This window comes from Sporosarcina luteola (genome assembly GCF_023715535.1).
In the GTDB taxonomy this organism is placed as follows: domain Bacteria; phylum Bacillota; class Bacilli; order Bacillales_A; family Planococcaceae; genus Sporosarcina; species Sporosarcina luteola_B.
The window spans coordinates 279,380-293,526 of the sequence record NZ_JAMBOI010000004.1 but is presented as its reverse complement, the minus strand read 5'-3'; the positions used below and the strand labels follow the sequence as shown (position 1 = coordinate 293,526).

The window sequence follows — 14,147 nt, the reverse complement described above, 5'->3', positions numbered from 1 at the left end:
TCCAGCCCATGTTTTAGATTGTTTTTTGTGTCTTCTGATTAGGCAGCCTAATGCTGAAATATTCCATTACTCAATAAGAAAAAGCTGCCATGTAAAGGTAGCGCCGATTCTTCAACTAAGCACCCGTTAGTTAAACAAGGAATTATTTGTTAACCACCTTATTGATTCAATAATAATATCTGGTCTATCAAGATGTATTGAATGACTTGCCTCTTGTGCTAATATTAATTTACTATTTCGAGAAAGTTTAACTTGGTTCATAATTAGTTCTTGCCACTTATCTTCTAGTAACCTTAACTCCGACTCTGGTAAACCATCCTCAGTTCCTACCCTAATATTATGTTCTCTATCTCGACCAATTACGATTAAAGGTGTATTAGGGAATTCCCCCAAGTTTTTTATAGTTTCTGCGTCTTGCTTCCAGTTACTAATTTCAGATTGCATTGCTTTGTATAACGAAGGATTAATCTGGAAATTAATCAAACGTTTTTGTACATCAATTGGGAGTTGTTTTTGTTTATTTGTAAGAATAGGATTTATTATTTCTCTTAATTTATCCTGATTCATCAGAGAGTAAAAACCGCATTTTTCTACCCATATTTCATCGGTTGAACCTTCATTCAAAACTGGTGTATCCAACTCGTCTAAGACCTTAAATTCAACAGAAGTTGAATCTACCAACACTAATCCTGCAACCTTTTTAGGATGCTCTTTTACAAAATGCTGGGCGCATAAACCACCATATGAATGACCAACTAATAATACAGGCTCAAATATTCCAAGTAGAAGCATCAACTCATTTATTTCGTTTACGACCGCTTGTGTACTACGGACTTCATTTCGAATTTCACTCTCACCAAGTCCAGGCCTATGAAACATTACGACTCTGTTAGATTTACTTAATGACTCTACCACATAGTACCACTCATCAAATGAGCAACCCATCCCTGTAAGGATAATTATCGGCGAACCATTTTTCCCCTTTTGGAGGATCTCAATTCTCTTATTATTAATTGTTAAAAATTCACTAATTTTACTCACCCACTTGCTTATATAATAGATGCTCTTATTGAACTAAACTGCTTCGTTAGTTTAATAAGAAAAAGGACGCTTATTAAACAATCGCGCCCAAACCACTTTATTCTTTTTTACCATCATTTTTCTTTTGCATTCCTGAAATTGCACTTACAATGCCAATTATTGCACCGGAGAAGATTATGGACATCGCTGCAACATTCATTTTTCTCCTATCCTTCACTTATTTTCTTAACTTGTTCAGCTAAATGGCCCCGTTAGATCGACAAGGTATTCATGCGCATAACGATTCGAATGCGTCCTTACACCAAAATAAATCATCCTTCTGTAGGTGTAAATTCTATAGTATTTGCCGTTCTAATCGATGCTTCTTCATTTAATAATTTCCCCACAACAAATAGCGCCATATTAATACCTGCTGAAATTCCAGCGGACGTTACAACATTCCCTTGATCAACGTATTTTACTCCTCTAATAACTTCTACTTTTGTATAATTCCTTTCCAGATAATCTAAAGCCGCTATATTTGTTGTTGCCTGTTTACCATCCAACAGTCCAGCTTCTGCCAAAAATATGGAACCAGTGCACACAGAGGTAATCAATTTATCCTTTCCTTGATTTGCAATCCAATTAATTATTTTTTGATTTTTGCTTACTGCTTTTATTGCTTTATATGGACCTCCGGGGACTACAACCAAATCAAAGGGGGGAGCATTATTAAAACTGAAATCAGGTTGAACAATTAAACCGTTATGCACTTTTATTGAACTACCGTCTTCTGAAACTGTACTGACATTAAAAGGTTTTTCTTGAATTTCTAATTTGTTCATAAATAATTTGTTTACATCACTATCTTTGTAAGTTGTTAAGTTGAAAACTTCATAAGGACCTGCAAAGTCAAGTGCATCCACATCATCAAATAACAGTATTCCTACATTAATTTGATTCATAAAAAAACCCCCTTTTACACATATCATATACATGCACGGGGTATATGTAAAGATAGTCCTATAAAGAATTAAAATATTCTGTATCTAACTAAATCTTATGAGCTGTACCAACCTATTATTTTAATAACACTTAGCTTCATAGCATGGTCCGGGTTCGTCAGAAAAAGCCAACAGTTCGTTGAATGAACTTGTATTTATCAAGGTTGTTAAAAACCTAATCCCCTCCATTTTCCTTTTCTTCTAATTCAACTAACCTGCTGCGTTAGTTGAATTAGAAAGATGAGCCGTTAAGCAGCTCAACGATCTTTATTTAATGCACTCATTAGTTTAAGTGTAAATTTACAAACCAAGAAAATATCTTACAAATTATCACTTATCCGTCTGATCAACAGAATGCACATTCAAAGTCTCCCTTGCTTGTGTTTCAAAATCGCTTCCCAACGCCTGAACAGTAATATGGTCGTGGAATATCCTATCGCCAAATTCCCATTCAATCGACCAGCCATCGTTTCCATCTATGTCGTAGCCAATAAGTGTTCTTTCAGCCCAAGTCCCTGTTCCAGTTTCGGATATCCAAAAGAGTATTGTTTCAACATTTTCTGCTTCCACGGAGATAGTCATTCTATTGACACCTTTTGGTACCATGTGCCAGCCATCTTTCACTTCTAAATCTGTATCGACCTTTAGAATTTGTGCCTGATATTCTTTACCGTCAGATTGAACAGTTGATACATCTACACTTTCTACTGGTTCTTTTTCGTCAACATTATTACATGCAGATAGAATTAGTATAATCAATAAAAAAAACACGACCATTGAATTCTTTCTCATATATACCCCTCTGTTATTTTTTGCTAAATTACATATCCTTCTTCCACTAAACTGCTCCGTTAGTTCAATAATAATTTTCCATAGTTACAATGCTATTGTTATTTCTTTATTGCGGAGTTTCTTTCGACACTATAAAAGGTTGAGTTCTTAATACTTCTTTTCCATTTTCTAAGACAATAACTCGCACTTCATTTTCATTTATAACTCTTAATGGATTCTTCATTGAAACATACAGTTCTCCTTGCTCGTTAGGTTGAAATAAGGTTTCCCCAACCATAGTTCCAAATCGTAACTCGACATTTTCTTCAGGCCCAAAAACGACTCCATGATTATTTTCACCAAGTGAAATTTCATAGTTTGCATTTGGTTTTAATCCTTTTGCTAATACAATTACATCAATGAGTCCATCAGCAACCATACCGTCATCGAGTATTGTTTCCTCAAACGCAATAGTTACTCTACCTTCTCCTTCTTCAAGAGGTATATCTTCTGCTGTATAAACTCCGACTTCTGTTATACTTGTTTCATTTGAACAACCCGTTAGTAACAATCCAAAAACTAAAAAAATGATAAGGATAGAACGCATTGATATCCCCCCTGTATGAATAAATATTCACTTCTTTGAAACAGTTTTTGGTTAGACGAATGCAAATGCTATTTAACTAACCTGAACCGTTAGTTGAATAAGAAAAAAGAGCCGTCTAAGCAGCTCAACGATCTGCAAGTAAAGCAGCCGTTACTTCAATAACACACTTTCTCTTTACTATCGACCTACAATAAACTTACCAATAATAGTCTCTCCATCAACATCATACAAAGGAATTTCTCTTGGTTTAGCTACTTTTGAAAGTCTTACTGCTTCGGCAGGAGTTTTAGGCTGTGGACCTTCCAAATCTACTCTTTTTACATAACCTATTGTACCGTTCTCACCTTTTGCTGACATTAAATCAGGTTCACCGAGAGTAATCGTCGCGTTTCCCATATTTGGTCCATAAGTTTCTCCATTATTATTTATTGGATAGCGGCCATTTTCTAAAATACTTTCCCTGGTCGGTATAAAGACATCCATCACTATTTCACTGCTATTATTATCTTCAGCCTTTGGTGATGTTTCTTCTTGTGAACAACCAACTAACAAAAGTAACGAAATAACTGCTAAGACAAATAAATCCTTCCTCATTTTCTCCCCCCTCGTAAAATTAGAAAACCTTCTTCTTTCACTAAACTGCTGCGTTAGTTCAATAAGAAAAAAGGCTTTACCCCTTCTTGAAGTAAAGCACCCGTTACTACAATAAGATTATTTTGAGCACGCTTCTACCAGCAGAATGATTACCACAATAATTAAAATGCCTAAACACCCACTGCTGCTGGGTGCTCCTGTGTGGGCTTGAGCCCACGCATCGTTCAAAGTACCACCAGGGTTTTTTCGTTGTTCTTTAGCTTTTAACCTTTCTCTTTCTTCCTCGGACATTATACCCCCCATTTTTTTACGCTTTTTAAAAACATGAAATCTCTCTTTACTTCTTCATCTAACCTGCACCGTTACCTTGAGTGAAAATCTTCACAACATTTAAATTTATTTTACCATAAGTCTCCAAATACAACACCGCAAATTTTTAAACGGTCGCTTCTATTTGTATTCATTTAATGTGCTAATTCATGGGTTCTACCCAACAACCGAACCCGTTATGGTGAACGTCATATTTCCTTTTTCCAACTCCCTTTACTTCGATGATATAAATCAGCATTTGATAAGTTTTTTTCTTAAGATATAGCCCTATATATAAGAGTGAGAAAGGGCGCCATTAGCAAAAAGGCCAAGAAGCCCTTTATGACAACGTTTGTTGCAGGTTTAGGGTGTGACAGAAAAGTCACAGGGGTGTGATTTAATTGTCACACCCACTTTCGAGAAATTCCCCTTTAATTCGAAAAGTCAAGGGGAGTGATAAATATGTCACACCCCAAATAGGTCATTTACCTGCTTTTTGTTTTTTTTTGAACTCCAAAAAGGTTTTCCTTTTATACAGTTTCCCGTGTTCCTCGTTCTGGTGAATCCATAATTTCCATGGCAGCAATACTTTCTTCCTTTCCAACCGATCAAAGGTGATGATCAGTTTGGATAAAGTGGCATCCACCTTGTTTCGATCACCAGCATAGATAATTTCAGGGTTCATAAACAGAGGTCTTCGTGAAACATTGCGGTTAAACTCTTTGATCTCTTGAGCATCCACAAATTCATAAATCACCCCTTTTTCAATCAACTTGCTTAATACACGGCTACAGCTCTCTCTGCTTCTGTTCAAATAGATTGCTAAATCCGAAACAGTCATAAATTGTCCGGTCTCTTGATCCGTGACTGCATTCGAATGAAACTCAACTAATGGAGACAGTGAAAATAAAAAACCTAGCTCTGCATTCGTCAGGTGTTCATTCCTGACTAGCACATCTAGGTTATCTTTGATTCCCTGTACAAATGTTGCCTTGTTCTTCTGTTCCAGTTTGTAGAGGCCATACCCCTGCTCATTCGCTTTACGTTCCTCATTGGCTACACTCACTAAATCAACGACTGACTTACTATCACGCAATCTAGCTTTCTTTTCCGCTGACTCTAGATGCTCCTTCAAATTCATACATTCACCGCCTATCTATGCTAGATTCATTTACGAATCTATTATTGTAACTGATATATGTTCTTATCCGTTGTGCCAACCTGCTATTCCTATTAGCCAATTTGTTATTGTTGATAGCCATATTCATTGCCTTCTGTGTACCGATTAGGACAATCTTCTCCTTTGCTCTCGTCATTCCTGTATACATCAGATTGCGAGCAAGCATGACATAGTGGCTGGTCGTAGCAGGGATGATGACAATCGGTGATTCACCCCCTTGCGACTTGTGGATGGTGATCGCATAGCCAAGCTCCAATTCTTTTGTATCTGCCTTTTCGTATGTCACGGTCAATCCAGAAAAATCACAAGTCATCAATTCCACGGTTTCGTTATCTTGATTTACATCTTTTGAAATTTGTACGATAACCCCGATATCTCCATTGAAAACACCTTTTGTTTTATTGTTCTTAATCTGTATCACTTTATCGCCAAGCCTGAAAAGCCTCTTGCCGATTCTCCACTCATTTTTCGTTTGATCAGGAGGATTTAAGGCTTCCCGTAGCTGCTCATTCAATGTGATCGTACCGACGGGACCTTTTTTCATCGGGCTTAATATCAAGATATCGGACAAGGGATAACCCAACTCCTGAAAACGAAGTGCGCTTCTGACAATCATTTTAGTTATTCGCTTCGGGTCTTCTTGATGGATAAAATAAAAATCACCTTTATCATCATTGATAAGAAGTGATTTCCCTTTATTGACTCTATGGGCGTTGCTGATAATCTGACTTTCTTCGGCTTGTCTAAATACTTCTGTCAGGCTGACTGTAGGGAGACCAGCCCTAATCATATCGCTGAGAACATTTCCTGGGCTGACGGAAGGCAGTTGGTCAATGTCACCAACAAAGAGTATCTTCGTATCGCGCTCAAGGGCATCTAACAACAAACTGGCCAACTGAACATCAACCATCGACATCTCATCAACGATCAAGAAATCGCAAGGCAGCTTGTCTTCCCAATTGTAAAGAGGAATCTCTCCTTGCTGGAATCCTATTAATCGATGAATTGTAGAAGCTTCATATCCTGCCACTTCTGACAGTTGACGACTCGCTTTACCGGTGGGGGCTGCCAAGCAGACTATTCTTTCGGGAAACATATCTTTATACATATCCAACATGGCACGAATAACGGTTGTTTTCCCAGTTCCGGGTCCACCGGTGAGTATCAGAATCTGTTCCTCGAACAATCTCCTGACTGCTTTTCGTTGCTTTTCAGCCAAGATGATTCCATGTTTCCTCTGATACATCATTATCTGATTTTCGAGCGAAGGCAATGCTTCGCCACCCCGAGAACCCTTCATTTCTGAAAGTTTCCGGGCTAATCTGTCTTCATATGTGAATAAAAATTTGGGATAAACGCAACCTTCTTCAATTACAATCTGTTTTTCTTCTAAACGATAGATACTTTGAGTCAATTCATCCACAGATACTTTATCAGCATCTGGTGCATTATGGTTTAAGGCACGTTCCGCTTCTGTCAAAAGCTCATCTTCCGAAACGAAACAATGCCCGGAACTAAAACACGTTTCCTTCAAGATGTAATTCACACAAGCATCAATTCGAAATCCAGACAAAGGGGAAATCCCCATCTTACGAGCAATTTCATCGGCCTTTAGAAAACCTATCAGATTCAACTCTGTTAGCTTATATGGATTTTCTGTAACGATGGCAATCGTATTGGATTCATATTCCTTATATAAGCGCATAGCCATATTTACAGTTATCCCATAGACAAGCAACTCCGAAAGAATTCTTTGGACTTCAAATGTGGACCTGACACTTTCAACAATCTGATTGGCTCGTTTCTTTCCTATTCCTTTGATTCCTTGTAAACTTTGTTCGCCTTGTTGAGAAATGATGGGTAATGTCTCTTCTCCTAACTGTTCAGTAATGAGTGCCGCTTGTTTGGCTCCGCACCCCTTAACAAGTGGAGAGGAAAGGAATGCGATAATCTGATCTTTCGTTTGCGGGATTGGCCTTTCCCAAAAGGCGACCGTAAGTTGTTTACCGAATTTCGGATGCATCTCCCAAGTACCTTGCACTTGGATTTCCTCACCTTTATACACCCCATAGATATTTCCCTTAACAATGATTTCCTCTTCGCCTGTCTTCAATATAGCGATTAAGAATTCTTCATTTCGATACAGCACTTTCGAGACTTTCCCAATATAGACGTTCATTCTATGTTCACCTCGCTACTATGCCGGTAAATCCACCCCTTTAACCGATGGAGGAAATCATCTGCATTTGTGGCTGGAATAAGGTTCTGTATTTCAATTTCATTGTAAAGGCCCAGAAACAAGGTGCTCGGCATGATGACTGATTGATGTTTTCGACGGACCAACGCTTTACAACGCTCTACCAGGCTCTTAATTGGACTAGATGAATCGACTGTCGCTTTCATCTCATTAACAGATTCAATCAGCATAGTTTCAAGTGAATCAATACTCTTAAGCAACTCACCTTCTTCTACAGTTCCCACAGCCTTGTTCGCTTCATGAAGCATTTCTTTTTTCATAACATGGATTTCCTCATTTGATAATAGTTCATCTAGCTGTATTTCCACTTCCGGAGTAACATCAACTTGAGTAAAGAAAGCATCCACTTCTTCTTGCGGAATATTATACTTGCTTGGAATCCCAGCTACATTCGGAATCGATTTCACTAGATGCCAAATATTATCTGGGAAATAATGAAAGTTAACATTCAATTCAACTAAAATGTACCCACTTAAAACGCTACTGATTTTCCTTGTACATTTACGAGCTTCCCGCAACTCAGTTGATAGTTCCCGGATGTTTTCCTTATAACTGTTGAGTAATCTAAGCGAGTTGGCATCTTCATATACTTTGAGACTGTCACAAGCTGCGCGGAGATTACTTAAACCGGCTTGAATCCGTTTCACATATAAGTGATCCGAAATGTCTTCAGTCTTTAAAGCGGATAGATCACACACGTCATGTTCGTTTCGAATGATTTCAGTGAATGTTTCCATTGCATATATTGCTTTTACCATCGAATCTCCTGTCCTCAGCAAAGCCGCTTTCAACATTTCTTTCACTTCAATCTCTTTGCCAGAACGCACTTGGACTACAAAGTATGCCATCTCTCTTCATCCTTTCAAAAGTTATTTATCAGTACAGGATCGTAAATGTTATCGAAAAACGAGATGAAAATTTCTATCTAGGAAAATCGCCATCTTGGATGCTTGAAATGACCAAGTCTGTCCTTTTCCTTTTGGATAATACACAAATCCACCATTCTGACTGTCGAGTTCTTTTCTAAACAGTGGTCTGAAAAGGATATTCTCTTTAAGCCATTCACTTTTCTTGCCTGTCCTTTTTTCAAGATCCTTCATGCTCCAGTAGACACCCATCAACTCGCGACTTCTCAGTTCCTCAAGTTCCACCTTTCGGATTAAAACCGTGTCGTTCGGAATGGGAATTGTAAGATTAACTGATAACTGTTGTTCCACATGCCTTCCCTCCTTGGATATTAGAATCTGTTTAATTAATTTAGAGTTACTCATTTCGAGTAACTTATAATTAAAAAAAATTACCCTTCACTATTTGTGTAGTATCGAGTTCGAAAAATATAAAAACAACTAAAACACACCAATTTTCTACACGTTTTGAGTAACTTTATAGATTACTATACTTACTCGTAACGAGTAAGTCAAATAAAATGTTACCCGTTATGAATTATTAGAGACTTCTTTAAGTGCTGGGAAGTTACTCAAACCACACATGGTATGATAGAATAGAGAAAATGATCATGAGAAGGTGCATGTATTGTGGCTGAAAACCTTCACGAGAAATTAATTGCTCTGAGGAAAGAAAGAAATTGGACAAAAACGGATGTGGCGAGAAAGTTAGGTATTAAAACATTATCTACCTATGCTAATTGGGAATACGGAACGAGACGTCCGGATCCACATATGATAAAAGAAATTGCTACACTTTATAATGTTTCTATTGATTATCTTTACGGACATTCAGATAATTCCTACCCTACTGGAGAAGACGAGGATTTTGAGAATGCGATTAAAGACCCAGATCTCAAAAGATGGTATTTAGAATTACCCAAATCTGATGAGGAAGACTTAATGAAATTGCGGAAAATGTGGGAAATTATTAAAAACGAGGACAAATGAAACGCATTTTAAAAATATGATTAACCTACCCTATCTTTTATTTTTAGATAGGGTATCATTATAAATCAAAAGCGAACATACATTCGTTTTGTTGGCAAGGAGATGTGTAAATTTGAGGATTGCAAATTTTAGTCTCTTAGAAGATATGGTTTCATCCATTTATCATTCATTAGCTGTAACTGATCTAGCTTCATTTAATTGCGATGAATTGATTGCTATGATTTCCGAGAAGTTTGATATAAGTACTTATTACTTTGACGAGGCAAGCGAGGCAAACAATTTAGGGGGAAAGTATCGGATTTTTTTAAATGAAAATCAAAGCCCTCAAAAGATTTGGCAGGATTTTGGTCATGAACTAGGGCACATTCTTATACATGAAGGGCATCAGCAATCGATGGTTGAATCTTTTCGAATCTACCAAGAATGGCAGGCTGAGAAATTTGCTTACCATTTCTGCATACCGACATTCATGTTGAATGAATTGGCAATGCCTAAGCATAAATGCGAAGCAATCGGTCTGATCTCTAGGCTATTCAATGTTGAGCCTCATTTTGCTGATACAAGATTAGATAAGTGGTTGAGAAGTAGAGAGGCCATTCTTTTAAACACATAACAAGAGGAAGGAGAGTTTACTATGGCGTCATTTCAAAAGCGTGGGAAAACCTGGCAGTTCACTGTTAGCAGAATGGATAACGGGGTCTCAAAGCCCATCAGAAAAGGTGGTTTCAAAACTAAAAAAGAAGCACAAATCGTGGCAAATCAAGTGGAATCCGATTTGCAACGGGGAATCATTCCACAAATCACATTGGTCCCTTTCAGCGAGTATTTTCGTGAGTGGTTGGAATTATACAAGAAGGAAGTTGACCATATCACACTCAAACGCTATTTAAACACCCATCAGACAATTCTCTTGTATTTCAAGGATCAACCTTTACAGCATATAAATAAACGCTCTTATCAAGCCTTCCTGAACGAATATGGTCTTACTCATGCAAGGGATACTACCGCAAAGTTGAATATGCATATAAGAGCCTGTGTAAAGGATGCGATTGATGAAGATTTAATAAGGATAGATTTTACTCGTAAAGCAGTCATTACTGGCAATGATGAAACATCCAGGCCAGCCGATAAGCATTTGAGCTATAAAGAGAGCCAACTCCTGATGTCCGAAGTTTACAAGCGCCTTCATAGAGGTATTGGATATTATTTGATACTTCTTGGACTGACTTCAGGAATGCGATTCGGAGAAATGGTCGGTTTAACTCGAAGTGACTTTGATTTCAAGAGAAACGTAATTAAAGTAACAGAGGCATGGGATTACAAAACCGACAGGGGTTTCAAAGAATTAAAAACCGCCTCATCTGAAAGGGAAATTCAGATGGACAAACAAACGATGCTAACATTCAAAAACTTATTTGAAACAAAACCATCTAACAATGAACATGATCTTGTGTTTTATAGCCCCTTATCCAGACGAAAAGTTTTTACCAACGAAGCAGCAAATAAATTACTCAAAAATGTACTGCATGACTTGGGCATAAATAATATTACACTACATGGATTGCGACATACACATGCGAGCATTCTCCTATATCGCAAAGTTTCCATTTACTATGTTTCTGAGCGATTAGGTCACAAAACGATTGATACCACACTCAGCCATTATGCCCATGTTGTTAAGGAGCTGCGTACAGAAGATGCTAATCGGACAGTACAGTTATATGAGGACATGGCAAATACGTTGAATGTGTAAAATTTGTGTAAAATGATTTCATTTCCTATCGTTTCTGAACGTATTCTCAAAAAACAAATAATGACCATAAACGCTGTGATACCAACGTTTATGGTCATTCCTATTACTTCTTATCGTGTTCACTTTTCACCTGAAAACGTCCCAGGCAGGAATCGAACCTGCGACCCTCAGCTTAGGAGGCTGATGCTCTATCCCCTGAGCTACTGAGACAAATAATAATACCTTTCTATTATAAAGAGTAAAACAGCTGAGGGCAATACATTTGTCTTTCAAATTCTATTTCATCGTATGACAAAGTTTTTTATACACATATTAGGGTATAAAAGAAATTGATTATTTAACTGAGGAGGTTTGAACATATGGATAGAAGTTCTTCTACCGAGAGATTTCAACCGATGACATCGGTGATGAGTGGACAAGGAGTAGAAGTGACTCCTGATTTATACTGTTATACGATTCAAATTGTAAACGTTGTCTTTTACGGATTTGCTGGTGAAGGTAATGATTGGGTTCTGATTGATGCCGGAATGCCGAAATCGGCTGAAAAGATAAAGGAAGAGGCGGAGAAGAGATTCGGTAAAAATAATCCGCCTAAAGCAATCATCCTGACTCATGCACATTTCGATCATATCGGAGGTTTGATTGATCTATTGGAAATTTGGGATGTACCTGTGTATGCGCATGAGTTGGAGCTACCTTATATTACTGGCCAAAAGAATTACCCCGAACCTGACACGACTGTAGAAGGGGGAATGGTTGCAAAGCTATCATTCATGTTTCCTCATGAAGGTATAGACATCGGCTCAAAAGCACATGAGTTATCAATTGACCATACAGTTCCTTTCATGCCTGATTGGAAGTGGATCCATACACCAGGACATTCTGAAGGTCATATATCCTTATTCCGCAATGAAGATCATGCCATGATTGTCGGAGATGCTTTCGTTACAGTTAAACAGGATGAGCTCTATAAAGTGTTTACTCAAGAAAAGGAAATTGGAGGCCCGCCCCGCTATTTGACTCCCGATTGGGAAACAGCAGAACAGTCTGTCGAAATTTTAACTGCGTTACGACCGGAAATTGCCATTACGGGGCACGGTGTCCCTGTCCGAGGACAATGGTTGCATGAGAATTTAGATCGTTTAGCGTCAGACTTTCAATCGATTGCAGTACCGGATCATGGGAAGTACGTCGACGATTCGAAATAACCTTTGATGTCATTGACCCTACTCCACCATTCTTAGTCCCTTGTCATATTTACAGACATAACAGGCAAACTAAGTAAAAGATGAGTGAGGAGGTCACTGTATTGGACAGAGTCGAACGACGAATTACTAAACGAAACGAAATCGAAATGCATAAAAAGAAGTATGCAGATCGATTCCATGAATTCGCCACTTTGGGCGATTATAAAGAAGCAATGGTAGAAGCTTATAGGAAGTCGAAACGAGAGCAAATAGAAGATGACGAATCAACGACGAACCAATAGAAAAGACGTCTCTCTGTCGCAAATGACAAAGAGACGTCTTTTTTCATTTTCAAAATAATGCTGGAGCCGTCAATCCAATAATAACGAGCAAGATGACAACAAGGATGATAATTGGCAGGAAGACGGCCAAGGCAGCTTTCCATGCTGAAAATCGATGAACTTCAGCGATTGCCGCTATTAGGACAATCAACGACCAAATTCCTACAGTGAAGTTGACGATTAATGAAATCATTGACCAACCTAACTGTCCAATTGAGAAATCATAATCACTTGAGAAATTGCCCTGCCCTAAAATAAGCAGGTCAGGTATCCAAATAAGTCCCCCAACGATAATAATGATGCTGGAAACTGTAAATGCCCTCCGTGTTTCCTCGAATGTTCCCAATCCACCCAGCATCAGTGAAAAAGCATGGTAGATACCTGATGCGATATAAAGGCCAATCACGCCTATGACCGGTCCAGCAAGCAATGCCACTAATAGAACGGCTGCAATATTCCAATTCTTAAATAAATCATTGCCAGTTGCTTGATCGAGAAAGTGTATAATTCCCGTAAGTGCAGCAATCATAAGAACAAAACTTCCGGTTTTATACTCCATAACATATTGAACTGTCTTTCTTGGGTGAAGCCATACGGAAGTCCACGGGTTCAGTTGTAAACCTGAAGCTTCATTTTCAGTATTCTGCATAGTTATCCCCACTCTCTATTACTCTTTTTCTAATCGCTACACATACATACGTATGGGGATTGATTTCGTTTCAAAGAATAATAGAGAAATGGAATTCACTCATTTAACCCTTTTCCCATCCCTTTCAGGAAATTCAGACCGTATTTCACTGCTTGATTTATATGGGGATCGTTAAGTGCTGTCATAACCTGCAAAATGGATACTTTATCACCATTCCCTTTATACAGCTCGGCTTCCTCAATCCCCTTTGCGATGCTATCCTTCAAGTTCGCGGTGACTTCCGGGTTAATCGTTGTCAAAAGCCCCGTCGCATTCATTACATTATTAATGAGATTCGTTATCGGCTCCCGTGAAGCTTGCGTCACAGCAATACCCGCAATCTCATCTTTCGCTTTCACCATTGCAGTTAAGGCATCCAATACACCTGCGTTGTCCAATTCGGCGGTTATTTGAATGATTTTGTTCAATGATTGTTGCTGTTCCGAAATGAGGGATTGCAGTTCTAACAATTTCTGTTGCTTCTGCTCCTCAGGAGTAAGTTCTATTCTTTTAATTGAAGTAATCGGCGCTGCCATTAGGA

The 14,147-nt window shown here is 38.3% G+C and carries 17 protein-coding genes and 1 tRNA gene; 5 read left to right on the top strand and 13 right to left on the bottom strand.

The window, feature by feature from the left end; genetic code table 11:
- Positions 1–126 precede the first annotated feature (126 nt).
- The 10 genes from M3191_RS10840 to M3191_RS10795 form a co-directional block, all read right to left on the bottom strand.
- On the bottom strand, positions 127–1,041 hold the full coding sequence (locus M3191_RS10840) for an alpha/beta fold hydrolase (RefSeq protein ID WP_251700390.1): 915 nt from the start codon (positions 1,039–1,041) through the stop codon (positions 127–129).
- Positions 1,042–1,352: 311 nt separating this feature from the next.
- Positions 1,353–1,985 carry a DJ-1/PfpI family protein gene (locus M3191_RS10835; RefSeq protein ID WP_239431834.1) on the bottom strand — a complete coding sequence of 211 codons (633 nt, stop codon included), beginning with the start codon at positions 1,983–1,985 and terminating at the stop codon, positions 1,353–1,355.
- Positions 1,986–2,354: 369 nt separating this feature from the next.
- Entirely contained in the window at positions 2,355–2,816 is a 462-nt protein-coding gene (locus tag M3191_RS10830; RefSeq protein ID WP_251700389.1) for a hypothetical protein, read from the bottom strand.
- Positions 2,817–2,922: 106 nt separating this feature from the next.
- Entirely contained in the window at positions 2,923–3,402 is a 480-nt protein-coding gene (locus M3191_RS10825; protein WP_251700388.1) for a hypothetical protein, read from the bottom strand.
- 177 nt (positions 3,403–3,579) lie between these two features.
- Positions 3,580–3,996, bottom strand: coding sequence for a metal ABC transporter substrate-binding protein (locus M3191_RS10820; RefSeq protein ID WP_251700387.1), 417 nt, complete (start codon positions 3,994–3,996; stop codon positions 3,580–3,582).
- Positions 3,997–4,113: 117 nt separating this feature from the next.
- Positions 4,114–4,287, bottom strand: coding sequence for a DUF6366 family protein (locus M3191_RS10815; RefSeq protein ID WP_251700386.1), 174 nt, complete (start codon positions 4,285–4,287; stop codon positions 4,114–4,116).
- Positions 4,288–4,786: 499 nt separating this feature from the next.
- On the bottom strand, positions 4,787–5,446 hold the full coding sequence (locus tag M3191_RS10810) for a helix-turn-helix domain-containing protein (RefSeq protein WP_251700385.1): 660 nt from the start codon (positions 5,444–5,446) through the stop codon (positions 4,787–4,789).
- Between the two features lie 4 nt (positions 5,447–5,450).
- Positions 5,451–7,664 (bottom strand): SF1B family DNA helicase RecD2, encoded by a 2,214-nt coding sequence (gene recD2 / locus M3191_RS10805; protein WP_251700384.1) that lies wholly within the window; start codon positions 7,662–7,664, stop codon positions 5,451–5,453.
- Entirely contained in the window at positions 7,661–8,590 is a 930-nt protein-coding gene (locus M3191_RS10800) for a transcription termination/antitermination NusG family protein (RefSeq protein WP_251700383.1), read from the bottom strand. Before M3191_RS10800 ends, recD2 begins: the two co-directional genes overlap by 4 nt.
- 48 nt (positions 8,591–8,638) lie before the next feature.
- Complete coding sequence (locus M3191_RS10795) at positions 8,639–8,959, bottom strand: DUF771 domain-containing protein (RefSeq protein ID WP_251700382.1); 321 nt, start codon at positions 8,957–8,959, stop codon at positions 8,639–8,641.
- Between the two features lie 318 nt (positions 8,960–9,277).
- Here M3191_RS10795 and M3191_RS10790 point away from each other — a divergent pair, with 318 nt between their 5' ends.
- The 3 genes from M3191_RS10790 to M3191_RS10780 all read left to right on the top strand — a co-directional run bounded on the left by M3191_RS10790 (position 9,278) and on the right by M3191_RS10780 (position 11,390).
- Positions 9,278–9,637: a helix-turn-helix domain-containing protein gene (locus M3191_RS10790; RefSeq protein WP_251700381.1), complete on the top strand. Its 360-nt coding sequence runs from the start codon at positions 9,278–9,280 to the stop codon at positions 9,635–9,637.
- Positions 9,638–9,749: 112 nt separating this feature from the next.
- Positions 9,750–10,250 carry an ImmA/IrrE family metallo-endopeptidase gene (locus M3191_RS10785; RefSeq protein ID WP_251700380.1) on the top strand — a complete coding sequence of 167 codons (501 nt, stop codon included), beginning with the start codon at positions 9,750–9,752 and terminating at the stop codon, positions 10,248–10,250.
- A gap of 21 nt (positions 10,251–10,271) precedes the next feature.
- A complete protein-coding gene (locus tag M3191_RS10780) occupies positions 10,272–11,390 on the top strand; it encodes a tyrosine-type recombinase/integrase (RefSeq protein WP_251700379.1) in 1,119 nt (372 codons plus the stop codon).
- Positions 11,391–11,527: 137 nt separating this feature from the next.
- On the opposite strand, the gene M3191_RS10775 is transcribed toward M3191_RS10780, so the two are convergent.
- Positions 11,528–11,600, bottom strand: a tRNA-Arg gene (locus tag M3191_RS10775).
- 149 nt (positions 11,601–11,749) lie between these two features.
- Here M3191_RS10775 and M3191_RS10770 point away from each other — a divergent pair.
- Positions 11,750–12,598, top strand: coding sequence for an MBL fold metallo-hydrolase (locus M3191_RS10770; RefSeq protein ID WP_251700378.1), 849 nt, complete (start codon positions 11,750–11,752; stop codon positions 12,596–12,598).
- A 101-nt stretch (positions 12,599–12,699) separates the two neighbouring features.
- Entirely contained in the window at positions 12,700–12,879 is a 180-nt protein-coding gene (locus tag M3191_RS10765) for a hypothetical protein (RefSeq protein ID WP_251700377.1), read from the top strand.
- Between the two features lie 49 nt (positions 12,880–12,928).
- Here the strand turns inward: M3191_RS10765 and M3191_RS10760 are convergent, their stop codons facing one another.
- Both M3191_RS10760 and M3191_RS10755 read right to left on the bottom strand, forming a co-directional pair.
- Positions 12,929–13,567, bottom strand: coding sequence for a Yip1 family protein (locus M3191_RS10760; protein ID WP_251700376.1), 639 nt, complete (start codon positions 13,565–13,567; stop codon positions 12,929–12,931).
- 95 nt (positions 13,568–13,662) lie between these two features.
- Positions 13,663–14,142 (bottom strand): DUF1641 domain-containing protein, encoded by a 480-nt coding sequence (locus M3191_RS10755; protein ID WP_251700375.1) that lies wholly within the window; start codon positions 14,140–14,142, stop codon positions 13,663–13,665.
- Positions 14,143–14,147 lie beyond the last annotated feature (5 nt).